Below are 25,088 nucleotides of genomic sequence, written 5' to 3' on the forward strand. Positions count from 1 at the left end.
TCCTGTCGTATCGCCTGCTCCGGGGGCGCACGGCTGCCATATGTACATATGGACACTTGAATAAGCCGCCGGCGGCCGCCTAAGTGGCGCCGCTCGGCTGTGCGGCCGGGCGCCCTTTTCCTGTTCGAGGATTATCATGCGCAAGATTGCCTTGGCTCTTCCCATGCTCTTCATCGCCGCTCCCGCGCTCGCCTGCTCGCAGCAGGACGTGCACGCGAAGGCGATGGAGCTTTCCACCGGCCTGCAGCAGCTCGCCGCGACCAACCCGCAGGCCGCTGTCGACTGGAGCAAGAAGGCCACCGACGCCCAGGCCAAGGCGCAGCAGGCGAGCGACATGGGGCAGGTCTGCGCCCTCTACGACGAACTCATCGCCGAGATGAAGGCTGGTCAGTAATCGTTGCCTGTGGCGTCGCGCCGTTGCAGCGCGACGCTGCTGGCGGCGGTTTCGCGAGCAACGGATCAGCGTCGCGGAACCACACACGGTGCATGATGGCATCCTTCTGGAGCAGGTGGGTCGTCAGTCTGGCGTTCGGGCTCCTGGTCGCTCGGACCGGCTATGGCGTCGTCGCGCTTCCCCTGACGTCTGCCCACGACATCGATGATTCGGCCGCCGGCGGCGTCAGGGTCGAGATAGTGTCGGTGCTCACCCTGCTTCTGCTGGCGGCCGCCGTGACCGTCGTGCTGGCGAGGCTCGGCCATACGATGCGCAGGCTCGGGTGGGGCTGCCTTCTCCTCGGTGCCGCCGTGCTCGCCAATACGGCGTTCGCCCTCCTCGGTTCCGAGGTCAGCCTGCTGCAGATTCTTGATCCGGCGACACGTGCCGAGAACGATTCGGTGGCGGCCTTCTGGTTCTGGATCATGATCATGGGCGTGCCCTCGACCATGGTCGGCCTCTTGCTGCTGATCGGGGGCCTCGTTCTGCTTCGCAAGGCGCCACGTCCGGTTCGGACCGGCGGCTGAACAAGCGGATGCGGGCGCTCTCCACCCTCCTTTTCGATATATTGCGAAAGATGAGGCGGCGGCGCCCGGGCCTATTCGCTGCGGAAGATGAGGACCAGCTCGCGCCAGCTTTCGTAGCTGTCACCGTGCGCGACGAGAAAGGCAAAAGCTGCGCAGCGCGCGACGGCCCGCAAGGCGCTTGCGGCATGGAGACGAAAGCGGGGATCGCCCGATGAATTGAGCCGGCCTCCCGATCAGGGCGCCGCTGCGGTCGAGCGTGATCCGGATCCGCCCCGGCAGCGATGACAAAGAGCGCCTAGGCGGCAATTCTCATCCGCATCATCATTCCTGCGTCCCCGGAGGCGAGCTTCTCGCGGTGAGCGGACATGAAATCTCCTGTACATGACCGCGATGTGAACAGGTGCATGGGGCTGTTGCTCGATGCGCAACGTCGCACCTGACGATTGCCGTTCGATGTCATCAAGCGGTACAGGCGGATTATGATCAGCCGCGGTGGGGCTTGGGAGCGGATACGGGGGCGCATGATCGCATTGCAGAAGATGTTCGGGCCGGCAACGGAAGGTCCCCATCGTGACAGCGAGGCCGAAACCGAACGCGCTCAGGCGCTCGTCCGGGTGGTCCTTGCCAGCGTGGCGACCCTGTACATCCTCATCGGCGCGGTCATCGGCTTTCTTCCGGACGGCAGCATCCTGCCGCTCATGGCCTATCCGGCGGTCTTCATCGTCGTGTCCATCGCGCTTCTCCTGGTGATCACCCGGCGCCCGGGCACGTTTCCCGCGCGGCGGCTCCTGGCGATGGTCCACGATTATGCCGCCATCACCTTCACCCTGATCATCGGCGGGGAATATGTCTCGCCGGTCTATGCCATCCTGCTCTGGGTCACCGTCGGCAACGGCATGCGCTACGGGTCCGGCTATCTTGCCATCGCGACGGGATTTGCGCTCGCGAGCCTCGCCATCGTGGCCTATTCCGGTGCCTATTGGAGCGAGCATCCCTATTTCGTCGCCACGCTCGTGCTGACCACGATCATCGTGCCCGCCTATGCCCATCTGCTGTTGAGGAACACCCGCCGGGCGCATGACACCGCCATCGCTGCCAATCTCACCAAGTCGCGCTTCTTCGCCCAGGCGAGCCACGACCTGCGCCAGCCGGTGCACGCCATCAGCCTCTTCACCGCCTGCCTGCGCGACAGCGGCCTGACGCCCGACCAGGGCCGCATGGTCGACAACATCGACAGGGCGCTGCAGAGCGTGTCGCGCCTGTTCAGGTCGCTGCTCGACATCTCCACGCTCGACAGTGGCAAGGTCAGGCCGCGCGCCGAGGCTGTCCCGCTCGGCGAGCTTCTGCGGGACGTGGCGGAGCGGAACCGCGAGGCGGCGCGGCAGGCGGGCGTCACGCTGCGCATCGTGCCCACGCGGCTCCATGTGCGGATCGACCCGGACCTCCTCGCCACCATGGTGCAGAACATCGTCTCGAACGCCGTGAAATACGCCCCGGGAGCGCCGGTCCTGATCGGCTGCAGGCGCCGCGGGGGCAGCTTGACCCTCGAAGTCCACGATCGGGGCAGGGGCATCCCGGCCGATCACCTGCCCAGGGTCTTCGACGAGTTCTACCGCGTGCCGGAACCGGGCAGGGACGTCGAAGGCGTCGGCCTCGGCCTGTCGATCGTCAGGCGGATCGGCGGCATCATGGGGCTCGACGCCTCCATCGTCTCACGCTCCGGACGCGGGACGGTTGTCCGGATCGCCGGCCTGCGCATCGTGCCGGCAGAGGAGCGAACGGTCGTGCAGCATCCCGCCGGCCCGGTCACCCCGCTCAGCGGCATGCGGATCCTGTTGATCGAGGATGACAGGGACGTGCTGCTCGCGACGACGGCGCTGCTCGAGCGCTGGGGATGCAGCGTGCAGGCTGAAACCGCCATGCCCGAGGGCGTCGGGGCCTGCGACCTCGTCATCACGGATTTCGACCTCAACGGACCGCTGACCGGCGCCGCCTGCATCGCGCGTGTCGCGGCGATGCTCGGCCGTCCGGTCCCGGCGGTCATCATGACGGGTCACGACGAGGGCAGGGTCCGCCAAGAGCTCGGCGACGATGCCATCACCGTCGTCGCGAAGCCTGTCCATCCATCGACGCTGCGGGCCGTGCTGGTGGCGCAGAAGCTCAGGATGGAGGCTCGGGAAGAGGAGAGGGACCCGGCGCTGTTCTTGCAAGGCGAGGGCGTCTGAAGCGGGACGGACGGCTATCCCTTCAGAGCCCGTTGATCGCCGCCTTCGCGGCGGCTGCGGCGCGGGAGGAAACGCCGAGGCTGCGCAGGAGCGCCGAGACGTGGAGGCGCACGGTGAAGGGGGAAATGTTGAGCTCCTTGCCGATCTCCTTGTTGGTCTTTCCTTCCCTCAGCAGGCTGAGCACCTCGCGCTGACGCAGGGTGAGCGACGACAGCGCGGCATGCTCCTCCAGGTGCAGGCCAGTCTCCTCCGCTGCGCGCTTCACCACGAAGTCGCCCGCGCGGATGGCCTCGATGGCGGCGGCGACTTCGTCCGGCGGCACGGACTTGCCGATGAAGCCGTCGGCGCCGGCTGCCATGACAGCATCGATCGTCTTGCGGTCGTTCACCATCGAGACGACGATGATGGTCGCGCGCTCGAATTCCTGGCGCAGCGCGCGCAGGGAATGCATGGGGTCGAGGCCCGGAAACACGAGGTCGAGGAGCAGGAGGTCAGGAGCCTCCCCCTTGCGCGCCAGGTTAAGCACCCGATCGAAGCTGCCCGCTTCCTCGATCGCGGCGGAAGGGTAGAGCCGCCGCACGATGCGGCACAGCCCGTCCCGGAAGACGGGGTGGTCGTCGGCGATGATGACCCGTTCTCTTGCTGTCTGAATGGTCGTGGCCACGGTGTCGAAACCTGTGATTCCCTGTCCTTTTCAGCCAGCCCCCGTTCTTCTCTTGCCCACCGGCCCCTGCCCGTCAAGCACGGCGGCGGGGGATCGTTCATGATCGTCCGGCCGCTGCCGCGGTGTTTTTCGGTCGTCTTCGTCGCGATGGCCGCAGGGCCGAATGGTCCGCGTCTCGAGGCGCAAGGCCGGGCGGGCGCTGCCGTCCGGCCCTCTTGCCTGCCTCAGGACACAGGCCTCCGGCAATCAGGCCGCGCTCGTCGGCGCGCTCGACGTCATGCATGCCGGCGGCATCGTCGTGCAGGTCGGCATCGGCGGCGAGATGACCCTGCCGATGAGCATGATCGTGGCCCGCGAGCTCGAATTGCGCGGCACCTTCCGCTTCGACCATGAGTTAGGGCTCGCCGTCGAGATGATGGCGCGCGGCCACATCGACGTGAAGCCGCTCGTCAGCGCGACGCTGCCTTTCGACGATGCGGTGGCTGCCTTCACCCTCGCCGGCGACCGCTCCCGCGCCATGAAGGTGCAGCTCGCGTTCTGAACCCGTATCCGGCAGGCGGGTTCGGCGCCCGTCACGGCACGGCCACCGCACGTTTCTCGCGGCGGCGCAGAAGCGCGGCGAGGGCGGCAAGGCACAGCGTGCCGATGATGAGGAGGAGCGCCGCCGCCGCCACCGTCGGGCTGATGTTCTCGCGGATGCTGGAGAACATCTGCCGGGCCAGGGTGCGCTGGTTGGGGCCGGCGACGAAGAGCGTGATCACCACCTCGTCGAGGGAGGTCGCGAAGGCGAAGACGGCGCCGGAAACGACCCCCGGCACGGCGAGCGGCAGGGTGACGCGGCGGAAGACCGTGACGGGCGGCGCGCCGAGGCTCATGGCCGCCTTCTCGACCGCCGGATCGATGCCCTGCAGCGCCGCCGAGACGCTCACCACGACGAAGGGCACGCAGAGCACCGCATGCGCGATGATGACGCCCGGATAGGTGCTGGCGAGACCGAGGCGCACGAGGAAGATCTGCATGCCGACGCCGAGGACCACGGCGGGAACGACCATGGGCAGCAGAAAGAGCGTCCTCAGGAGGCCGGCAAAGGGCAGGGAGCTGCCGCGCAGGCCGAGCGCCGCAAGCGTGCCGAGCACGGTCGAGAGGACGGTCGCGCCGCCGCCGATGATCAGGCTGTTGACGATGGACAGGCGCCACACGTCGGCGCTCACCAGCTCCTCGAACCAGCGCAGCGAATAGGCGGGGATGGGATAGGTGAGAAACACGCTCGACGTGAAGGCGAGCGGCAGGATGGCGATGATCGGCAGGATCAGGAAGGCGACGACGAGGATGCCGAAGGCGATCTGGAGCGCGCGCAGCATGGCTCAGGCCCCCGGCAATTGCGGCGAGCGCGAGAGCCGCCCGTAGACGAGGTAGAGCAGCAGCGTGACCGCGAGCAGGATGAGGCCGAGCGCCCCCGCCATGCCCCAGTTGGCGGTGCCGAGGGCGTAGAAGGCGATGACCGAGGAGATCATCTGGTCGTTGGCGCCGCCGACGAGCGCGGGCGTGATGTAATAGCCGATGGCCACCATGAAGACGAGCAGGCAGCCCGACATGAGACCGGGCATGGCGAGCGGCAGCAGCACGCGCCAGAAGGCGCGGATCGGCCCCGCCCCGAGCGAGGCGGCCGCCGGCATCAGGTTGCGCGGCACGGCGATGAGCACGCTGTAGATCGGCAGCACCATGAACGGCAATAGCACGTGCGTCATGGCGATGATGACGCCGAGCCGGTTGAAGATGAGCGGCAGCGGCGCGTCGATGATGCCGAGCGAGGCGAGCGTGCGGTTGATGAGGCCCTCCTGCTGCAGGAGGATGAACCAGGCCGCGGTGCGCACGAGGAGCGAGGTCCACAGCGGCACCAGCACGGCGAGCAGCAGGAGCGCGCGCATGATGCCGCCCGCGGCGGCGGCGAGCATGGCATAGGGCAGGCCGATCGCCGCGCAGGCGAGCGTCACCGAGCCGGCGATCACGAAGGTGCGCAGCATGATGATGCGGTTGGCCGCCGCGCCAGGCTCCTCCGCGACGATGCTGCCGCCGGCATCGCGCCTGAGGTCGAGCGCAGCGAGCAGGTTGCGGTCGGTATAGGGCGGCACCGCCTCCTTGATGGCGCGCCAGAAGCGGGGTTCGTTCCAGCGCGGGTCGACGGCGGCAAAATCGAGCGCGGCCGGGTCCGACGCCTCGCGCGCCGCCGTCACGGTGCGGGTGAGAAGGGTACGAAAGCCGGAGACGGCGCTGTTCAGCCGGCGCACGGCCTCGCCGAGGGCCTGCTGGTCCTGTGCCGCGCGCAGGTCTTCCGCGAGCGCGCCGTGCACGGCCGGCGGCGGCAGGTCGCTCCCGTCCCAGTCGGCCATGGCGACGGCGGTGCGCGGCAGCACTTTCGTCACCGCGTCGTCGACGACGGACGCGGTCACCATGGTCCACAGCGGCCAGACGAAGAAGAGGGCGAGGAAGAGGACGAGCGGCGCGACGAGCGCGAAGGCCCGCGACCTGTCCCGGACCGAGGCGCGGCTCATGAAGCGAGCACCGTGCAGTCCTGCGGGTCGAAGGAGGCGACGGCCTCGGTGCCCACCGCCCAGTCGCCGGCCAGCCGCTCGGCCCGCGCCACCAGCTCGAGCGGCCCGCTCTTCAGTACGAGGCGCATGTGATCGCCGTGATAGATGCAGTCCGCGACGGTGACGGTGAGGGCGTTGGCCGCGGCCGGCTCCTTGCCGAGCCGGATGCGCTCCGGGCGCAGCGACAGCGACACGTCCCGGCCGGGCGAGACCTCTCCCGAAACGTTGAGCGCAGTCTCGCCCACGCGCACCACGGCCTGCTGCGCCCCGGCCTCCACGACCTTGCCCTCCACGAGATTGGTCTCGCCGATGAACTCGGCGACGAAGCGGGTGCGCGGGCGGTCGTAGACCGCCTGAGGCGTGTCGATCTGCTCGACCTTGCCGGCGTTGAAGACGGCGATGCGGTCCGACATCGTCAGCGCCTCCGACTGGTCGTGGGTGACGAAGACGATGGTGAGCCCGAGGCGTCGGTGCAGGTCGCGGATCTCGAGCTGCATGTGCTCGCGCAACTGCTTGTCGAGGGCGCCGAGCGGCTCGTCCATGAGGATGACGTCCGGCTCGAAGACGAGGGCGCGGGTCAGCGCCACGCGCTGCTGCTGCCCGCCGGAGAGCTGCGACGGCTTGCGGTCCTTGAGGGCGCTGAGCCGCACCATGTCGAGCGCCCGCTCGACGCGCCGGGTGATCTCGGCGCGCGGCACGCGCTGCATCTCGAGCGGGAAGGCGACGTTCTCCGCCACGCTCATGTGCGGAAAGAGGGCGTAGTTCTGGAACACCACGCCCATCTGCCGGCGATGGGGCGGCAGATGGGCGATGGGCTTGTCGGCGAGGAGGATCGCTCCGCTCGTGGGACGCTCGAAGCCCGCGAGCATCATCAGGATGGTGGTCTTGCCGGAGCCGGAGGGGCCGAGGAGGCTGAGGAACTCGCCCTTGGCGATCTGGAGGTCGAGGCGGTCGACGACCGTGACGGCTCCGAAGTTCTTGGTGACGTCTTGAAACGCGATGAAGGCGCCCATTGCTCCGCCCGATGCCGAGGGCCCGGCGACGCACGAGGCATGCGCGCCCGGCGGGCCAAACGAAAAGGAAATCCGGGCCGGGCGGCGGCGCCCGCCCCGGATCGGTCAGCCGGCTGCCGTCACTGGGCGAGCCAGGCGTTGAAGCGCTTGTTGAGCTCCTCGATGTTGTCCACCCAGAAGTCGGCATCGAGCGGGACCGCCTGGGCGAGATTGTCCGGCGCGGTCGGCAGATCCGCCTGGAGATTGGCCGGGACGGCGCCGGCCGCTTCCTTGTTGGGCAGGCCGTAGGCGATGTATTCGGGCAGCTTCACCTGGTTCTCGGGCGCGCTCGCGAAGGCGATGAAGTCCATCGCGGCGTCCTTGTTGGGGCTGTCCTTCAGGATCACCCAGCTGTCGATGGCGTAGATGCTGCCCGGCCAGACGACCTTGAAGTTCTTGCCCTCGGCCTTGTTGATGCCGGAGATGCGGCCGTTGTAGGCGCTCGTCATCACCACCTCGCCGGAGGCGAGGAGCTGCAGCGGCTGGGCGCCCGATTCCCACCACACGATATGGGGCTTCAACGCATCGAGCTTCTTGAAGGCGCGGTCCACCCCGGCGGGTGTCGCGAGCTCCTTGTAGACGTCGGCCGGGGCGACGCCGTCCGCCATGAGCGCGAATTCGAGCGCGTATTTCGGCCCGCGCCTGAGGCCGCGCTTGCCGGGGAACTTCTGCACGTCCCAGAAGTCGGCCCAGGAGGCCGGTGCCTCCTTCAGCTTGTCTGCGTCATAGCTGAGCGCCGTGCTCCACACGATGGCGCCGACGCCGCAGTCGCTCACGGCGGCCGGCAGGAACTTGTCCTTGCCGCCGAGCTTGTCCCAGTCGAGCTGTTCGTAGAAGCCGTCGGCACAGCCGAGGGCGAGCTCCTCGGATTCCACCTGCACCACGTCCCAGTTCGGTACCCCGGCCTTGACCTTGGCGGCGATGACGCCGATGCCGCCGTCCCAGCTCTCGTCGAGCAGCGGCTTTCCGCTCTGCTTCGCGAAGGGCTCGAAATAGATCTTGCGCTGGGCGTCCTGGTAGTTGCCGCCCCAGGACACGACCGTGAGGTCGCGCGCCTCGGCCCCGATGATCCCCCATGCGCCGACGACGGCCGACAGGCAGCCGACGAGCGCGAATGTCCTCACCGATCGCATGACTTTCCCCTCTGTTGTTATCCCCGAAGGCAAGCATATTTCGGGGGACTTGAAAGCTCTCGACCGTCCGGTGGTGACGATAATCACCACGTTGGTGCAGCCGGTCAACAGCAAGGCAATTCTAGTAGGTTGGCGGCGTGACGGCGCTCACGATCTCGCTCTCGCCGTCCGTGACGTTGCGGAAGCGATGCGGCAGGCGGCTGTCGAAATAATAGCCGTCGCCCTGGTGGAGCACGCGGCTCTCGCCGCCCACCGTCAGCTCCACGGCGCCGCGCGTCACCATGCCGGCCTCCTGGGCGGAGTGGGCGAAGGCCTCGCCCGAGTCCGCGCCGCGGGCATAGGTCTCGTGCAGCATCAGGATCTGCCGGTTGGGGTGGTTGATGCCCACCATGCGATAGGAAATGGTCGCGGCCTTGCCGATCTCCACCCATTCGTGCGCGGCGTAGAAGGGCGAGTGCGGAACGCTGGAGTAAAGGTCCGCGAAGAACCCCGGCAGCGTCGTGCCGAGGGCGTCGAGGATGGCGCTCAGCGTGTCGACCGACGGGCTCATGCGGTCGCGCTCGATGAGCGAGATGGCCGAATGGGAGATGCCCGAGCGCAGCGCGAGCTCGCGCACGCTCAGGTCGCGCCGGCGGCGCAGCTCCTTCAGGTGCGATCCGATCTGCGGCATGGCGGCTCCGGTTGCAACGGGCCCGGCGAGCCTAAGGATGTTCAGAATCCTGAACAAGGCCCCTCGGGGCCGTTGAGTAAGGGTCAGCCTTCCCGGATGGTCGCCCGAGCCAGTTGCGAGAGGTGAGCGATGCCCGACCTGCCGTCAGAACTCCGTGCGAGCTTGGTTCACGTGAAGGCGCCGAAGCAGTCCGAGGGGCCGGACGGGCGCGCCGTCGAGGCGACCGTCCGGCAGGTCCTCGACGCGGTGCGGATGCAAGGCGACGCGGCGCTGCGCACCTATTCCGCGACCTTCGACGGCATGGTGCCCGAGCGCTTCGAGGTGAGCGACGCCGAGCGCGCCGAGGCGCTTGCCAACCTTGACCCGCAGACCCGCAAGGACACGGAATTCGCCATTGAGCGCGTGCGCGCTTTCGCCGAGGCTCAGCTCGCCACCCTGCTGCCGCTCGAGGTGGAAGCGTTGCCGGGCCTTCACCTCGGCCATCGCGTCATCCCCATCCGGCGGATCGGGGCCTATGTGCCGGGCGGGCGCTATCCCCTCCTGTCGGCGCCCATCATGACGATCGTGCCGGCCAAGGTCGCGGGTTGCGCGGAGGTGATCGCCTGCCTGCCGCCGACAGCCCATCCGGCCATGATCGCCGGCTGCCATCTTTCGGGCGCGGACCGCATCTTCCGCGTCGGCGGCGCCCAGGCGATCGCCGCCATGGCCTTCGGCACCGAGACGGTCCCGGCGGTCGACAAGATTGTCGGCCCCGGCAACGCCTATGTGAACGAGGCCAAGCGCCAGGTCTTCGGCCCCGTCGGCATCGACCAGCTCGCCGGCCCGAGCGAGATCTACGTGCTCGCCGACGAGACGGGCGATCCCGTGATGATCGCTACCGACCTCCTCGCCCAGGCCGAGCACGACGTGCGCACGCGCGTCGGCCTGATCACGACCTCGCGCCGGCTCGCCGAAGCGGTGCTCGCGGAGGTCGAGCGCCAGCTTAAAGACCTGCCGACCGCCGCCGTCGCCGGCCCCGCCTGGCGTGACAACGGTGAGATTGCTGTCGCCGCCACCGAAGAGGCGATGATCGCCTATTCCGACCTCATCGCCGCCGAGCATCTTCAGGTGCACACGGCCGATCCGCATGCCACTGCGAAGAAACTCTCCAACTACGGCTCGCTCTTTATCGGGCCGCTGGCGAGCGTCGTCTATTCGGACAAGTGCTGCGGCACCAACCACACCCTGCCGACGATGGGCGCCGGGCGCTACACGGGTGGTCTGTGGGTCGGCTCCTACGTCAAGGTCGCCACCCATCAATGGCTCGACGAGCGCGGCGTCATGGCGGTCGCGCCGCCCGCCTGCCGCCAGAGCCGCAGCGAAGGCCTCGAGGGCCACCGCCGGGCGGCGGCCCTGCGTTTGCGCCTGATCGAGGGGACGGCGGGCTGAGCGCGGCTTCGCCCGCTACGCGTGCCCGACGAAGGGCGCGTAATGGCCGGGATTGTTGCGGATTTCCTGCGCGGCGAGCCGCCGCAGCCCGGCCACCGCCTCGTTCGTGACGGCCCTGTTCTGGTTCATGCTCGCGAGCACGGCGCGGAAGAGGCAGTCGCCATCCCCGCGGATCCGGTGCAGGTTGCCCGCGATATAGGCGTCGTAGTGGCCGGGCGAATAGGCGAGCTCGACGGCGGGGCCCGAGACCGGGCCGTTCGGTATCACCGACAGGCTCTTTCCGCTCGCGGGATAGCCGCGCAGCACCAGCTCCCGGCGCAGAGCGTTGGCGATCGCCGTGGGCGCATAGTCGCCGGCTGCCGCGTTCCAGTTGCCCGGCACTTCGATGAAACGGGCGATGGCCTTCACCGCGGGCAGGTTTTGAGCGCTCCCGTCCACCGCGCGGGCGCCGGCCACGGGCGCCGGCCTGGCGCCGCGCTGCCGGGCGTCCGCCAGGGGGCGAGGCAACGGCTTCGGGCCCCGCAACTGCGCCCAGTCGGCCGGAATGCTGCCACGCACGAAGAAGACTTCGTCTTCCCATTGGTTGGTGATGGTCAGCCCCACTGCCTTCGCCAGGACCTGCCTGGAGAGTTTGCCGTCCCGGACCAGCCTGGGACCATCGTTCTTCAGGATATCCTCGATCGTCCGGAAATCCCGCGGGCTGTGCCTAGTGTCGATGACCCACACCTTCGCGTCAGGCCTGCCATGCGCAAAGTACTCGGCCGTCGATTCGGTCATCGTGAGGGAGGGCACCTTGCCGTGCTCGGTCCCGCTATAGCTCCCGGCATGCTCGATGATGGCGGCAAGGTACCGGTCCTGCGCATCCTGTCCGCTCCAGTCGAACGTGCTCGTGATGCCCGAGCCGACCTGGCCCCTGTAGAGCCTGTCGGGAATGGGCCGGTCGGCTCGCCGGTCGATGATGCGGGCGATCTCGTCTGCGCTCAGCACGCGGCCGCTGCCCTGGCGCATCTTCCCCGCTTCCTCGTAGGTCTCCCGCAGGATGCGGCCGGGATCCGCGTTGCGCGCCCCCGGTGCTCCCGCGGCGCCGGGCGCCGCAGCGCCCTTGTCGTTGCGCAACTTGACGAAATACCTGCGCCCGCGCTTCGTGACCTCGGTTCGGAGCTGCAGGTGCTGCTCCATGGCGAGGGCGGGTGATGCCATCGTCTTCACCTTCGCCAGGGGCCCCCCCTTGTCCGCGAGCTGCCCCGCCTTGGCGGCATCCATGACCTGGTCCGCGCCCCCCATCCTGTTCGCCGCTGTCTTCAGGCCTTTGGCGCCTTTCCGGATCTGGGGCAGGGCATCCGCCTGGTTGCCGATCGTCTTGGCGGCAGCAGCGGGCAGGCGCAGCTTTCCGATCACGTCGAGGACGGGAGGGCCCGCGTCGAGAACCCCGAGGGCGACGGCGGTCTTGTGGTTCCCCTGCTGCCATTCGCGCGCCGGATCATAGCCGGGAACGGTACCGCCGCGCGCGGCGTGGACGAACTGCTCGTAACCCGTTTCCGCGAAAGCCTCGTTCTTCAGCGGGAGCAGCAGGTCCTCGAAGATGCGCAGGCTGCTGTCCGCGACGGCCTCGCGCAGGCTGATGTCGCCGTCGACCTCCTTCAGGAGATATTCGGTCAGCGAATTCCCGCGATCGACAGGCGTCTCGAAGAACTGGCACAGATGGCCCGAGAGCCATTTCTTCTGGCCTGCGCTGTCCGCGGGCATGCGCAGGATCAGAGCGGGATCGCCCGGCACCACGGCGAAGAACAGCGGCTCGCCCCCGCCCTCCACCTTCAGGACGTACCCGCGCGAGGCGTGCTCGACGGAGACCCCGGGCCTCAGCCCGCCGTGCTCCCAACCCATCCGTTTCACGTCAAAGGACAGGACGGACGCTTTCGTCTTGTCGATATCCAGTCCCGCCGCCGACAGCGTATCCATGATCCTGGCGGTCGCGTTGGCGGCTTGCTCGACGATATGCTCCGAAAATTCTTCCTCGAAGCGGCTGTCGAGGTCGGGGAGATTCTTCAACTCCTGCGGGAAGTCGCGGCTGAAGAAGGGCAGGGCCTGGATCTGCGCCTGCATGTAAAGGTCGACGAGGCGCTGCTTGCCTCTGATGGTGGCCCCGCCGATTCCGACGATGACGGGATCGGAAAAGGCATATTCCCTTTCCGGGTCGAAGCCGGCCCGCTGCAGGATCGCGAGCGCGACCCCCAGCCGCGTCGGCATGTTCTGCCGTGCGTCCGCGAGCAGGTTCGCGCCACGGCAGCGCGCCGCGTTGGAGCCATACTGTCCGCTGCGGCGCGATCGCGCGGAAGGCGTTGCGGTGGCCGGTTGCTCCGATGGTAGCTCGTCCCCGCTGGACGGCATGCGCTGCAGATCGGGGAACATCTCCTCCATCTGCTGCTGCGCTTCCGCGATCAGCCTCTCGGTCATGGCCACCGTTCTCGCATCGGGCGGATGGAAAGCCGGCGACCGCCAGTTCGGGCGTCCGAAACCGGAGGAATCGTCGGGCCGAAACATCGGTGCGTCCGCTGCGGGGGTGGAGCTGTTGTATGCCGCAAGATCGTGCGGCGTATATCTACCGATGGGCATCAATATATGTCCTTCACGCAAGTATTGTTTGCATAATGGATTGCAAGTCGGCTGTTTTGTTATTGATGTGCGTCGGCGTCCCGGCGTGCAAGGGCGCCAGCAAGGCAATCCAAGGCTCTTCCGTAAATTCGGTCTTCTTGCCTGGCGCGGGTCGAACGAAAGGCGGACAGCCGCGGCAACCGAAAGGTCTTCACCGGCGCGCCGAGGGGCGGCCCGGGCGCTGCTCCAACGCCTCGGCTTCATGGTGGGGGTGGCGGGGTGTATATTGCCTCGCGTGGCAGGGGGGCTTGTTGATGGGGAGGGATGCTCCATGACACGCATGATCGGTGACGTCGCGCCGGATTTCGAGGCCGAGACCACTGAAGGCCGTATCCGCTTTCACGACTGGATCGGTGATTCCTGGTGCGTGCTGTTTTCCCATCCGAAGGACTTCACGCCCGTCTGCACGACCGAGCTCGGCTACATGGCCCGGGTCAAGCCCGAGTTCGACCGGCGCAACGTCAAGATCATCGGGCTGAGCGTCGATCCGGTCGACAGCCATGCCCGCTGGGCGAACGACATTCGCGAGACGCAAGGACATGCCCCGAACTTCCCGATGATCGGCGATCCCGATCTGTCGATCTCCAAGCTCTACGGCATGCTGCCGGCGAGCGCCGGGAGCACCTCCGAGGGGCGCACGCCCGCGGACAACCAGACGGTGCGCAACGTCTTCGTCATCGGGCCGGACAAGAAGATCAAGCTCATCCTCGTCTATCCGATGACCACGGGCCGCAACTTCGACGAGGTGCTGCGCGTCATCGACTCGCTCCAGCTCACCGCCAAGCACCGGGTGGCCACGCCGGTGAACTGGAAGGCGGGCGACGACGTCATCATCGCCGGCTCGGTGCCCGACGAGGAGGCGAGGACGATCTATCCCGACGGCTGGACCGCCCCGCGGCCCTACATCCGCATCGTGCCCCAGCCCCGCATGTGACGGGCCCGTCGCGGCGCCCGGCATCGCCGTCCGGGCGCCGGCCTCCCGCCGCGGGCCACGAAGTCCATGGCGCGAATTGTCCCTCTTTCGTCCGGGTCGACCATTTCGCTTCGCCGGGTGGGCGCTATTGTCGCGTCGTGGTCAGCTCAGGAGACAGCGAAATGGCTCGCGATACGGCACTTCTCGTCGTGGACGCCCAGGAATCCTTTCGGCACCGGTCCTATTTCCGCGAGGAGGGCCTGCCGGCCTACATCGCGCGCCAGCAGGCGCTGATCGATGGCGCGAAAGCGGCTGGCATGTCCATCGTCCAGATCTTCCACGTGGAAGGGACGGGGGCCTTCTCGGAAGACTCGGGCTTCATCAGGGCCCTCGCGCCGCTCCAGGTCGCGCCGGATATCGTCTTCCGCAAGCGCCGCCACAGCGCGCTCGTCGGCACCGGCCTCGACGTATGGCTGACCGAGAACGGCATCCGCCGGGTGATCGTCTCCGGCATCCGTACCGAGCAGTGCTGCGAGACGACGGCGCGCCATGCCTCCGACCTCGGCTATGCGGTCGATTATGTCGGCGAGGCCACGCTGACCTTCCCGATGACCGATGCGGCGGGCCGTGAGTGGAGCGCGGCGGAGATCCGCGCCCGCACGGAGCTGGTGCTGGCGGGGCGTTTCGCCCGCATCGCCACCGTCGAGGAGGCGCTCGCCGGCCGGACGGACAAGGCGGCGGCATGAGCCTCACCGGGCAGCCGCGCATCGTCCCCGTCATCGTGGTGGTGCCGCCACGGACGCTGCTGCTCGACATCGCCGGGCCGATGGAGGTGCTGCGGCGGGCGAATATCGATCAGGCCGCCGTGCGCTTCGTGGTCAGCTATGTCGGCCCGGCGCCGTGCGTCACGAGTTCGGTGGGGCTCGATGTGGCGAATGTCGCGCCGCTGCCCGACGGCCTTCCCGACGATGCCCTCGTCGTCATCTCCGGATCGGCCGACGAGCCCCTTGGCGCCCCGGCCGGTTCGCGTGCCGATGACGCTCCGCTCGAGGCCGAGATCGTCTCCTGGCTGCAGCGCGTGATCCGCCCGGGCATCCGCCTCGTCTCGATCTGCTCCGGCGCGCTGCTCGCCGCCCGCGCGGGGCTGCTCGACGGCCATGAGTGCACCACGCACCATGCGACGCTCGGCGAGCTGATGCGCCTTGCCCCAAGGGCGCGGGTCAGGGAGAACCGGCTCTATGTCGAGGATGGCGAGCGGCTGACCAGCGCCGGCGTCACGGCCGGCATCGACCTCATGCTGGCGCTGGTCGCCCGCGAGGCCGGCCATGCGGCGGCGCTCGCCGTGGCGCGCGATCTCGTCGTCTACCTGCGCCGTGCCGGCGGCGATCCGCAGCTGTCGCCCTGGCTGGAGGGGCGCAACCATCTCCATCCGGCGATCCACCGCGCGCAGGATGCGGTGGGCGCCGATCCCGCCCGGGACTGGTCGGTCGAGGCGCTGGCGGAGGTCGCCGCCACCAGTCCGCGCAACCTGTCGCGGCTGTTCAACGACCACGCCGGCATGAGCGTGACCGACTATGTCAACCGGATGCGCATCGCCCTCGCGCGGGAGCTGGTGATCGGCTCGCGGCTCGACATGGAGAGCGTCGCCGAGCGCTCAGGATTCTCCTCGACGCGCCAGTTCCGCAGGGTCTGGAACCGGCTGCACGAAACCTCGCCGGCCCGTCTGCGCGCTTCGTTCCGCTAGCTCCACCGGCGCAGCGATGGCAATCCTCGGCTGGGCATCCGCGCACGCGGCGGGGCCGTTGACGCTACTCGTGAGTAGCCTCATGATCCTTCGGTAACGTAGCTACCGGCGGCGCATAACGATCGCGGGAGCCACGGCGGGAGGAGATCCGATGGAGCAGGCCGAGAGGCCGGTCCCGCGGGCGACGGCGTGCACCGACGCTGTCGTCGCGCCAAGCCGGCCGTGCTTCCCCGACGCGATCGGCGGACGGACGCCGCGATGCGAGGGCTGCCCGTGACGGAGGCGGCGCGCGACGTGATCCTCGACGTCGAGGGCGTGTCGCTCGCCTTCGGCGGCGTGCGGGCACTGACCGATGTGTCCTTTTCGGTGCGGCGCGGGTCGATCACCGCGGTCATCGGGCCGAACGGCGCCGGCAAGACTTCGCTCTTCAACACCATCTCGGGCTTCTACCGCCCCCGCTCCGGCAACATCGCCTTCGACGGCCGGAGCCTCGCCGGCACGGCGCCGCCAGAGCGGGCGAGGCTCGGCCTCGCGCGCACCTTCCAGAACATCGCGCTCTTCCGCGGCATGACGGTGCTCGACAACATCAAGCTCGGCCGCCACGCCCATATGCGCACCGGCCTTCTCGACGCGCTCGTCTACCGCGGCCGCGCGCGGCGCGAGGAGCTGGAACTGCGGGCCGAGATCGAGGAGCGCATCATCGATTTCCTCGAGATCCAGCACATCCGCAACGCGCCGGTGGCGACGCTGCCCTACGGCCTGCGCAAGCGGGTGGAGCTTGCCCGTGCCCTCGCCATGCGCCCGCGCCTGCTCATGCTCGACGAGCCCGTCGCCGGCATGAACCGCGAGGAGACGGAGGACATGGCCCGCTTCATCCTCGACGTGAAGGAGGAATGGGACGTCACCATCCTCATGGTCGAGCACGACATGGGCATGGTCATGGACATCTCCGATCACGTCGTCGTGCTCAATTTCGGCCAGGTGATCGCCGAGGGCGGCCCGGCCGCGGTCCAGGCGGATCCGGCGGTCGTCGCGGCCTATCTCGGTGCCGGCGACCTCGGCCGCCGCATCAGCGGACCGGAGGCGGCATGACGGACTGGCTCTTCCTCGCCGAGGTGTTCCTGGCCGGGCTCGGCTCCGGCGCGCTCTATGCCGTGACCGGCGTCGCCTTCGTGCTGATCTACAAGGCGACGCGCGTGGTCAATCTCGCCATCGGCGAGATCCTGATGCTCGGCGGCTACGCCTTCTTCGGCGCCGCCGCCGGCTGGCACCTTCCCGCCTGGATGGCGCTGCCGGTCGCCATCCTCGCCGGGGCGCTCGTCGGCGCCGTCGTCGAGCGCGGGCTGATCCGGCCGATGCTGGGCGAAAGCCCCATCTCCGTCTTCATGGTGACGATCGGCCTCGGCTCCATCCTCGCCGGCTTCGTGCAGATCGTCTGGGGCGCCGATCCCTTGCGCCTGCCGGAATTCCTGCCGAGCGCGCCGATCTTCATCGGCGAGGCCTATGTCGCGCCCAAGGTCGCCTACGGCTTCCTCGCCGCGATGGTCGTCGTCACGGCTTTCGTGCTGGGGCTGCGCTTCTCGCGCGGCGGCGTGGCGCTCAAGGCGACGGCGGCGGACCAGGCGGCGGCCTATTCCGTCGGCATCGACGTGCCGCGGGTCTTCTCGCTGAGCTGGATCGTCGCCTGCGGCGTCGCCGCCGGGGCGGGCGTCCTCGTCGGGGCCATCGGCGGCATCTCGCCGACCATGGGTGTCTTCGGCCTCTCGGTGCTCGTCGTCGTCATCGTCGGCGGGCTCGATTCCATGGCGGGCGCGCTCGTCGGCGGGCTCTTCATCGGCGTGGTGGAGGCTTTCGCCGGCACCTTCCTCGGGGGCGAGTACCGGTTCCTCGTCACCTTCAGCATCCTGATCCTCATCCTGATGGTCCGGCCCTACGGCCTCTTCGGCACGCACGAGATCGAGAGGCTCTGACGATGCGCATCGGCACGCTGAAGACGGATTATGCGGCGGACGAGGCGCTGTTCGACACGCGCCTGCAGAAGCTCCTCATCCTCCTCGCCTGCGCCGCGGCCGTCCTCTTCCCCTTCGTCGCCAGCCCCTACTGGCTGTTCCTCGCCTGCCTGTGCGCCATCAATGTCGCGAGCGCGACGGGGCTCAACATCCTCACGGGCTATACGGGCCTCGTCAGCCTCGGCCAGGCGGCCTTCATGAGCGTCGGCGCCTATACGGTCGCCGTGCTCGAGATCCATGTCGGCACGCCCTTCCTCCTCAATCTGCTCGTCGGCGGGCTTCTGACGGCGCTCGTCGGCATCGGCGTCGGCATCCCGAGCCTCAGGGTGAAGGGGCTCTATCTCGCCATCGCCACCATTGCCGCCTCGGTCGTCCTCCACTTCGTCTTCGCGCATTGGCCGCTCACGGGCGGCATGCAGGGGCTGTCGATGCCGCCGGCCCGCCTCTTCGGCCTGGCGCTCGACCAGCCGTTCCAGCTCTACTGGCTGATCCTGCCGGTGACGGTGCTCATGGTGCTCGGCGCCGCCAATCTCTTCCGCACGCGCGTCGGCCGGGCCTTCATCGCCATCCGCGACCGTGACATCTCGGCCGAGGTGCTCGGCATCCCGCTGCTGCGCTACAAGCTGATGAGCTTCGCCGTCTCGTCCTTCTACGCCGGGCTCGCGGGCGGGCTGTGGGCCTATTTCTTCCGAGTCGTGACGCCGGAGAGCTTCCCGCTCGTCAATTCGATCTTCTACCTCGCCGCCATCATCGTCGGCGGCATGGGCACCATCCTCGGCGGCATCCTCGGCGCCGTCTTCATGACCATGGTGCCGGAGCTGCTGAAGTTCGTCGCCGGCCTGGTCACGCCCTTCTATCCGGATGCGCTCGCGCTGCTCGCGCCGGTGCGCACCATCGTCTTCGGCGCGCTCATCGTCGGCTTCCTGATCTTCGAGCCGCACGGGCTCGCGGAGATCTGGCGCCGCATCCGCCGCTTTTTCCATCTCTGGCCCTTCAGGACCTGAGGAGCCGGCAATCTCGCGTGGAGCCGCCGGCAAGAGCGGCCAAGAATAGGGAGGCAGATGATGAGGGATTGGACGAGAAGACATGTGCTTTCGGCGGGCGCCGCGGCGGGGGCGGGGCTCGCCCTCGGCATCCGGCCGCTCGGGGCGCAGGGCGCGGACGAGATCGTGCTCGGCGGCTCGATCCCGCTGACCGGCGTCTTCGCCTTCGCGGGCATCGGCATCCACGCCGGCATCCAGGACTACCTGAAGATCGTCAACGACGCCGGCGGCGTCGAGGGCCGCAAGGTGAAGTACGTCGCCGAGGACACGGGCTACAAGGTCGATGCCTCGGTCGCGGCCTTCAACAAGATCACGAGCCAGGAGAAGGTGTCGCTCTATTACGGCGACTCGACTGGCTTCTCGAAGACGATCAACCCGGAGCTGGAGCGCCGCGGCTCCATCCTCATGGCCGGTGCCTCCTTCGCGAGCGAGCTGAACGACCCCAAGAAATATCCGCTGCAGTTCATGGCCGGGCCCGACTATTCGGAGATGTTCGGCATCCTCCTGCGCTACATCGCCAACGAGAAGGCCGGCGCCAAGCTCGCCTTCGTCTATTCCGACACGGAATTCGGCCGCGATCCGATCGTGCCGAGCGAGGCGCTCGCCAAGACGCTCGGCCTCGAGGTGGTGGAGAAGATCGTGACGCCGCCGGGCAGTGTCGACGTCTCGACCGAGGTGCTGAAGCTGCGCCGTGCGCGGCCGGACTTCGCGATCTTCCACGGCTACGTGCTGGCGCCCATACCGGAGTTCATCACCCAGGCCAAGCAGATGGGCCTCGCCAGCCGGTTCATGGGCACCTTCTGGAGCATGGACAACTCCACCGTCGAGCGCATGGGCGAGGCGGCCGACGGCTTCATGGGCGTCATGCCCTATCGCTACTACTACGACACCGAGGGTGAGAGCCCGATGCTGGAGAAGATCCGGCAGATGCGGCCCGAATACCAGTCGACCGCCTACCTGCAGGGCTTCGTCACCGCGCTCCTGATGTGCGAGGCGGTGAAGCGCACGCTCGCCGCCGGCAAGGAACTGACCGGCGCCAATCTCAAGGCCGGCCTCAAGAGCATCAAGGATTTCGATACCGGCGGCCTCTTCGGCGTGCCGATCTCGATCCCCGGCAATTCCGTGCCGGTCGGGCGCATCTATGCCTTCGACGGCAAGGCGAAGCAGATGAAGCCGGCGTCCGACTGGATCCGCCTCGAGGCGTGACGGCAGCACGGAGACAAGAAGCCATGGCCGCGCCGCACCTGCTCGAGGTCGACAACATCGAGGTCGTCTACAACCGCACGATCCAGGTGCTGCGCGGCCTGTCGCTCGTCGTGCCGAAGGGGCGCATCGTCGCCCTGCTCGGCTCGAACGGCGCGGGCAAGTCGACGCTCTTGAAGGCCGTCTCCAACCTGCTCGCCATCGAGGACGGGGCGGTGACGAGCGGCGCGATCCGCTTCGCCGGAGAGGACATCGCTGCGCTCGCGCCGCACAGGCTGGTGCGGCGCGGGCTCTTCCACGTCATGGAGGGGCGTCGCATCTTCGAGGACCTCACCGTCGAGGAGAACCTGACGGCCGCGACCTTCGCCCTCACCGGGCGCGGCGCGTCGAAGCCGTCCTTCGAGCGCGTCTACAGCTATTTCCCGCGCCTCCACGAGCGGCGGAAGGGGCTCGCCGGCTACCTGTCCGGCGGCGAGCAGCAGATGCTCGCCATCGGCCGGGCCCTCGTCGCCGAGCCGTCGCTGATCCTGCTCGACGAGCCCTCGCTCGGCCTCGCGCCCAAGATGGTGGAGGAGATCTTCACGATCATCGCGCGCATCAATGCGGAGGAGGGGGTCTCCATGCTGCTCGTCGAGCAGAACGCCACGGTCGCACTCGCCGTAGCGCACCAGGGTTACATCATGGAGACGGGCAAGCTCGTGATCGAGGGATCGGTTGACAAGCTCATCCACGATCAGGACGTGCGCGAGTTCTATCTCGGCCTCGGCGGCGGGGGCGACGCCAGGAGCTACCGCGACGTCAAGCATTACAAGCGCCGCAAGCGCTGGCTGTCCTGAGAAAGGTTGCCCAGATGCAGGCCGCTTCCGAACTGCCGCCGCTGACCTTGCCGCAGATGCTGCGCGAGAACGCACGGACGATGCCGGACCGCCTGGCCCTCAGGCAGAAGGACTTCGGCATCTGGCAGCCCATCACCTGGGCCGGCTACTACAGCCGCGCCGCCCATGTCGGCCTCGGCCTCAGGGCGCTCGGCCTCGGCGAGGGCGGCCATGTCGGCATCCTGTCCGAAAACCGCGCCGAATGGGTCATTGCGCAGCTCGGGGCCGGGCTGGTCGGCGCGGTCACCATCGGCGTCTATCCGACGAGCCCGGCCAACGAGGTCGCCTATGTCCTCGGCCATGCCGGCGTCGAGATCGTCGTCTGCGAGGACCAGGAGCAGACCGACAAGGTGCTGGAGCGGCTCGACGAACTGCCCCACCTGCGGCGCATCATCGTCATCGAGCCCAAGGGCCTGCGTCACTATCCGCAGGACCGCATCACGACCTTCGCCGAGCTCGAGCGGCTGGGTGCCGAACATGAACGTTCTGAGCCCGGCGCGATCGATGCCTGCCTCGCCCGCCAGCAGCTCGGCGACACCGCCCTCATCGTCTACACCTCGGGCTCCACCGGCAAGCCCAAGGGGGCGATGCTCAGCTACCGCAACATGCGCGCCGAGGCGGCCGGCACCATCGAGCGCCTCGGCTTCGACGCGTCGACGACCAGCCTGTCCTACCTGCCGCTGTGCCATGTCGCCGAGCAGATGCTGAGCACCATGGCGCCGATCTATGCCGGCTCCTGCGTCTCCTTCGGCGAGTCGATCAGGACGGTGCAGGAGGATTTGCGCGAGGTCGCGCCGAGCCTCTTCCTTGGCGTGCCGCGCATCTGGGAGAAGCTGCACTCCGCCATCCACATCAAGCTCGCCGAGGCCGGCGGCTGGCGCAAACGCCTGTTCGAGGCCGGCATGCGCGCCTGCGAGCCCTTCGCCGAGAAGCCGAAGGGACAGAGGACCTGGCGCGAGCGGGCCGTCTTCGCCCTCTATTACGCGCTCATCTTCCGGGCGCTGCAGAACTTCATCGGCTTGCGCGAGGTGAAGGTGGCGCTGACCGGCGCCGCGCCCATCCCGCAGCGTATCGTCCGCTTCTTCCGCACGCTCGGCGTGCCGCTCGTCGAAGTCTACGGCCTCACCGAGACCTCCGGCATGGTCACCGGGCAGCGGCTCGGCCACCTCGTGCCGGGCGCCGTCGGCGAGCCCGTCGCCGGCGCCGAGGTCCGGCTCGGCGAGGCGGGGGAGCTGCTGGTCCGGGGCGACCTCGTCTTCGCGGGCTATTACCGCAACGAGGAGGCGACGCGCGCGGTGCTGCGCGACGGCTGGCTGCATACGGGGGACGTGGCTGCCTTCGTCGACGGGCAGGTGCGTATCGTCGACCGGCTCAAGGACATCATGATCACGGCAGGCGGCAAGAACCTGAGCCCGTCGGAGATCGAGAACACGGTCAAGACGAGCGCCTATATCAAGGAATGCATCGTGGTGGCTGACGGGCGCCGCTACGTCACCGCGCTCATCCAGATCGACGGCGAGACGGTGGCGCAATGGGCGGAGAGCCAGCGCATCGGCTTCAGCAACTTCCGCAGCCTTGCCGAGCACTCGCGCGTGCGCGAGCTCGTCACCCTGGAGGTCGAACGCGCCAATGCCGAGCTCGCCCCGGTGGCGCAGATCAAGCGCTTCCACCTCCTCACCAAGGAGCTCGACCACGACGACGACGAGGTGACGGCGACGATGAAGGTCCGCCGCGCCAATATCGCGAAGAAATACGCCGCCGAGATCGAGGCGCTCTATGCGCCCGCCGCGCGCGTGGCGTGAGAGGGACGGCGATGACGAGCGCGGGCCTGTCCCCCTGGAAGACGCGGAAGGAGCGCGAACGCGACCGTGAGATGAAGCGCGAGGCGGTGCTGCGCGCGGCCGCGCGCGCCTTCAACGAGCAGGGCTTCCACAAGACCTCGCTCGACGATGTCGCCGAGCGGCTGAACGTCTCGAAGCCGACGATCTATTATTACGTCAGGAGCAAGGACGAGATCCTCTTCGAATGCGTGCGCATCGGCCTCGAGCGTCTCGACGCCGCGTCCCGCACGGTGCTGCCGGGCGGCACCGGCCTCGCGCGGCTGGTCGCGCTGTGGACGGAATATGCGCGCATCGTCACGGAGGATTTCGGGCGCTGCCTGATCCTCGTCGGCGAGGACCCGCTGCCGGTCGAGACGCGGCGGCAGCTGCGCGCCCTCAAGAGCAAGATCGACCATCGCTTCCGCAGCGTCGTCGAGGACGGCATCGCAGACGGCTCCATCCGCGCCTGCGACCCCAAGCTCATCGCCTTCGCCGGCGCCGGCGCGCTCAGCTGGATCGCCCGCTGGTACAATCCCGCAGGCCCCCTCGACGTCGATACGGTGGCCCGGCAGCTCATCGACGTCCTCGTCCACGGCATCGCCAATCCGCCTGCAGCGGCCGGAGCGCTTGCCGCGCCCTGAGGCGAAGCGCCGGCACGCCTCGCACCAGCTTCGGCGTGGATCCTGTCGTACGATGAATCGGTGCGCTGCACCCCATGAGGTCCGGGCCTACCGCCCGGATGCGGAGTGGCTTCCGCCTACTCTGCCTGTTGCCTCACTTGCCCCGCCCGGCCGCCCGGCCCGGCGGGGCATTTCGTCTCTGCCGCTTGCCGTTGTTACCGGCGGGAAGGGCCGGTATCGGCCAGGGGGAGCCGCAAACAGGTCGCGCCGATCCCGGCAAGGGCGAGGGCAATGCCGGCTCCGAGCGTTCGCAGCTGGTTCCAGAACTGCCAGCGTTCCGAATAGCTGATCCAGACATCCTGCGCGCTCTCCCGGCTGGCCGGTACTGTCGTTGCCGCGAGCGCCTCGTTCATGGGCACGTTGACGGCCATCGTTGGGGCAAGGCCGAAAACCAGGTAGATGCCGGCTGCGGCAAGGAACCAGAAGGCAGCGGCGCCTTCGCCGCCAAGGCGCGCTGCGGCCGCCGCGGTCAGCAGGACGACCGGCGTCAGGAAGAACGCCGGAAAGAAGACCGCATTGCGCACGGAGGCGTTCATCGCCTGCATTGCCTCGATTGCGATGCGGGGGTCCACCCGGTCGAGCCCCCACATGGTGGAGCAGACCCATGCGTAGAAGAAGCCGAAGATCGCACCGCAGAAGACGATGGACGCAACCGACAGTGCCCGGACCAGTCGGTGCATTGCAGCCTCCGTAAAATCCGTATTTCTATGTACGCCTTTTTGTTTTTCGTACAGATGTGTACGCTCCGCGTCAAGGCAATGTTGGAAGGGTTCGATGCGCGAGGAGATGAGATCCGGACGGCGCCGGCAGATTGAGGAGGCCGCGTACAGGCTCCTCAAGGACCGGGGCTATGGCGGCACCTCGATGCTCGCCGTCGCGAAGGAGGCAAGGGCTTCGAACGAGACGCTCTACCGCTGGTACGGCGACAAGCGCGGCCTCTTCAAGGCGATGGTGGCGGGCAACGCCGCAGCGACAACTGCCGCCCTCAAGGCGGCGATCGGTTGCGGCGCAGATCCGCTGGCGACACTCGATGAGGTTGCCCCCCTCCTCCTGTCCATGCTGCTGGGCGAGCGAGCCATCTCGCTCAATCGGGCAGCGGCGTCCGACCCGAGCGGCGAGTTGGGCGCGACCATCGCCGCCGCTGGTCGGGACAGTGTGCTGCCGTTGATCGAGGCGCTGATCGGGCAAGGCCTGGAGACTGACGTTCTGGCTGCACCCTCCGCCCGTGTCGCAGCCGAATGGTTTCTGAGCCTGCTGGTGGGGGATCAGCAGATCCGGCGGGTCATCCGCGCGATGGCTGCCCTGCCGGAAGCCGAGATCCGCGCCAGGGCGGCTGCTGCAATGACAGCATTCAGGAAGCTCTGCGCAAGCTGAGAGGGCGCAACCCCGACGCCGGCCGACGTTTCCTGGCCAGGACGATTTTCGT

General features: G+C 68.2%; 23 protein-coding genes and 1 pseudogene. 16 read left to right on the forward strand and 8 right to left on the reverse strand.

Annotated features, from left to right (window positions below; genetic code table 11):
* The first annotated feature begins 136 nt into the window (after positions 1-136).
* From AL346_RS12410 to AL346_RS12420, 3 genes are all read left to right on the forward strand, one after another.
* Positions 137-394, forward strand: coding sequence for a hypothetical protein (locus tag AL346_RS12410; RefSeq protein WP_019403968.1), 258 nt, complete (start codon positions 137-139; stop codon positions 392-394).
* Between the two features lie 92 nt (positions 395-486).
* Positions 487-960 (forward strand): hypothetical protein, encoded by a 474-nt coding sequence (locus AL346_RS12415; protein WP_019403969.1) that lies wholly within the window; start codon positions 487-489, stop codon positions 958-960.
* A gap of 521 nt (positions 961-1,481) precedes the next feature.
* On the forward strand, positions 1,482-3,185 hold the full coding sequence (locus AL346_RS12420; RefSeq protein WP_019403971.1) for a hybrid sensor histidine kinase/response regulator: 1,704 nt from the start codon (positions 1,482-1,484) through the stop codon (positions 3,183-3,185).
* A 22-nt stretch (positions 3,186-3,207) separates the two neighbouring features.
* On the opposite strand, the gene AL346_RS12425 is transcribed toward AL346_RS12420, so the two are convergent.
* Entirely contained in the window at positions 3,208-3,849 is a 642-nt protein-coding gene (locus AL346_RS12425; RefSeq protein ID WP_019403972.1) for a response regulator transcription factor, read from the reverse strand.
* A 232-nt stretch (positions 3,850-4,081) separates the two neighbouring features.
* On the opposite strand from AL346_RS12425, the pseudogene AL346_RS12430 reads away from it, so the two are divergent.
* Positions 4,082-4,390 (forward strand): annotated as a pseudogene (locus AL346_RS12430) (hypothetical protein); the annotation flags it as partial.
* Positions 4,391-4,421: 31 nt separating this feature from the next.
* Here AL346_RS12430 and AL346_RS12435 read toward each other — a convergent pair.
* The 5 genes from AL346_RS12435 to AL346_RS12455 form a co-directional block, all read right to left on the reverse strand.
* Positions 4,422-5,210 carry an ABC transporter permease gene (locus AL346_RS12435; RefSeq protein WP_019403974.1) on the reverse strand — a complete coding sequence of 263 codons (789 nt, stop codon included), beginning with the start codon at positions 5,208-5,210 and terminating at the stop codon, positions 4,422-4,424.
* 3 nt (positions 5,211-5,213) lie between these two features.
* Positions 5,214-6,401 carry an ABC transporter permease gene (locus AL346_RS12440; RefSeq protein WP_019403975.1) on the reverse strand — a complete coding sequence of 396 codons (1,188 nt, stop codon included), beginning with the start codon at positions 6,399-6,401 and terminating at the stop codon, positions 5,214-5,216.
* On the reverse strand, positions 6,398-7,453 hold the full coding sequence (locus AL346_RS12445; RefSeq protein WP_053193715.1) for an ABC transporter ATP-binding protein: 1,056 nt from the start codon (positions 7,451-7,453) through the stop codon (positions 6,398-6,400). Before AL346_RS12445 ends, AL346_RS12440 begins: the two co-directional genes overlap by 4 nt.
* A 119-nt stretch (positions 7,454-7,572) precedes the next feature.
* Complete coding sequence (locus AL346_RS12450) at positions 7,573-8,625, reverse strand: ABC transporter substrate-binding protein (protein WP_019403977.1); 1,053 nt, start codon at positions 8,623-8,625, stop codon at positions 7,573-7,575.
* Between the two features lie 121 nt (positions 8,626-8,746).
* The gene (locus tag AL346_RS12455) at positions 8,747-9,295 is read right to left on the reverse strand and encodes a cupin domain-containing protein (protein WP_019403978.1); all 549 of its coding nucleotides are present in this window, start codon (positions 9,293-9,295) and stop codon (positions 8,747-8,749) included.
* Positions 9,296-9,457: 162 nt separating this feature from the next.
* On the opposite strand from AL346_RS12455, the gene hisD reads away from it, so the two are divergent.
* Positions 9,458-10,723, forward strand: coding sequence for a histidinol dehydrogenase (gene hisD / locus AL346_RS12460; protein ID WP_019403979.1), 1,266 nt, complete (start codon positions 9,458-9,460; stop codon positions 10,721-10,723).
* Between the two features lie 15 nt (positions 10,724-10,738).
* Here the strand turns inward: hisD and AL346_RS12465 are convergent, their stop codons facing one another.
* The gene (locus tag AL346_RS12465; protein ID WP_019403980.1) at positions 10,739-13,177 is read right to left on the reverse strand and encodes a hypothetical protein; all 2,439 of its coding nucleotides are present in this window, start codon (positions 13,175-13,177) and stop codon (positions 10,739-10,741) included.
* A gap of 469 nt (positions 13,178-13,646) precedes the next feature.
* Between AL346_RS12465 and AL346_RS12470 the strand changes: the two genes are divergently transcribed.
* The 10 genes from AL346_RS12470 (at position 13,647) to AL346_RS12515 (ending at position 23,623) form a co-directional block, all read left to right on the forward strand.
* Positions 13,647-14,309 carry a peroxiredoxin gene (locus tag AL346_RS12470; RefSeq protein ID WP_026015443.1) on the forward strand — a complete coding sequence of 221 codons (663 nt, stop codon included), beginning with the start codon at positions 13,647-13,649 and terminating at the stop codon, positions 14,307-14,309.
* Positions 14,310-14,470: 161 nt separating this feature from the next.
* Positions 14,471-15,034 carry an isochorismatase family protein gene (locus tag AL346_RS12475; RefSeq protein ID WP_019403982.1) on the forward strand — a complete coding sequence of 188 codons (564 nt, stop codon included), beginning with the start codon at positions 14,471-14,473 and terminating at the stop codon, positions 15,032-15,034.
* A complete protein-coding gene (locus AL346_RS12480; protein ID WP_019403983.1) occupies positions 15,031-16,032 on the forward strand; it encodes a GlxA family transcriptional regulator in 1,002 nt (333 codons plus the stop codon). The genes AL346_RS12475 and AL346_RS12480 overlap by 4 nt, the downstream gene beginning before the upstream one ends.
* 258 nt (positions 16,033-16,290) lie before the next feature.
* Complete coding sequence (locus tag AL346_RS12485; RefSeq protein ID WP_019403984.1) at positions 16,291-17,124, forward strand: ABC transporter ATP-binding protein; 834 nt, start codon at positions 16,291-16,293, stop codon at positions 17,122-17,124.
* A complete protein-coding gene (locus AL346_RS12490; RefSeq protein ID WP_019403985.1) occupies positions 17,121-18,002 on the forward strand; it encodes a branched-chain amino acid ABC transporter permease in 882 nt (293 codons plus the stop codon). Before AL346_RS12485 ends, AL346_RS12490 begins: the two co-directional genes overlap by 4 nt.
* A 2-nt stretch (positions 18,003-18,004) precedes the next feature.
* Positions 18,005-19,045 (forward strand): branched-chain amino acid ABC transporter permease, encoded by a 1,041-nt coding sequence (locus AL346_RS12495; RefSeq protein WP_019403986.1) that lies wholly within the window; start codon positions 18,005-18,007, stop codon positions 19,043-19,045.
* An 84-nt stretch (positions 19,046-19,129) separates the two neighbouring features.
* Positions 19,130-20,290 (forward strand): ABC transporter substrate-binding protein, encoded by a 1,161-nt coding sequence (locus AL346_RS12500; protein ID WP_019403987.1) that lies wholly within the window; start codon positions 19,130-19,132, stop codon positions 20,288-20,290.
* 23 nt (positions 20,291-20,313) lie between these two features.
* On the forward strand, positions 20,314-21,123 hold the full coding sequence (locus tag AL346_RS12505; protein ID WP_019403988.1) for an ABC transporter ATP-binding protein: 810 nt from the start codon (positions 20,314-20,316) through the stop codon (positions 21,121-21,123).
* A gap of 14 nt (positions 21,124-21,137) precedes the next feature.
* On the forward strand, positions 21,138-22,964 hold the full coding sequence (locus AL346_RS12510) for a long-chain fatty acid--CoA ligase (protein ID WP_019403989.1): 1,827 nt from the start codon (positions 21,138-21,140) through the stop codon (positions 22,962-22,964).
* Positions 22,965-22,975: 11 nt separating this feature from the next.
* Positions 22,976-23,623, forward strand: a complete 648-nt coding sequence (locus AL346_RS12515; RefSeq protein ID WP_019403990.1) for a TetR/AcrR family transcriptional regulator — start codon at positions 22,976-22,978, stop codon at positions 23,621-23,623.
* A gap of 194 nt (positions 23,624-23,817) precedes the next feature.
* Here the strand turns inward: AL346_RS12515 and AL346_RS12520 are convergent, their stop codons facing one another.
* Positions 23,818-24,342: a DUF1772 domain-containing protein gene (locus tag AL346_RS12520; RefSeq protein WP_019403991.1), complete on the reverse strand. Its 525-nt coding sequence runs from the start codon at positions 24,340-24,342 to the stop codon at positions 23,818-23,820.
* A gap of 94 nt (positions 24,343-24,436) precedes the next feature.
* Here AL346_RS12520 and AL346_RS12525 point away from each other — a divergent pair, with 94 nt between their 5' ends.
* Positions 24,437-25,036, forward strand: a complete 600-nt coding sequence (locus tag AL346_RS12525) for a TetR/AcrR family transcriptional regulator (RefSeq protein WP_019403992.1) — start codon at positions 24,437-24,439, stop codon at positions 25,034-25,036.
* Positions 25,037-25,088: the final 52 nt, after the last annotated feature.

The organism is Chelatococcus sp. CO-6, from assembly GCF_001271345.1.
GTDB classification, from domain to species: Bacteria; Pseudomonadota; Alphaproteobacteria; order Rhizobiales; family Beijerinckiaceae; genus Chelatococcus_A; species Chelatococcus_A caeni.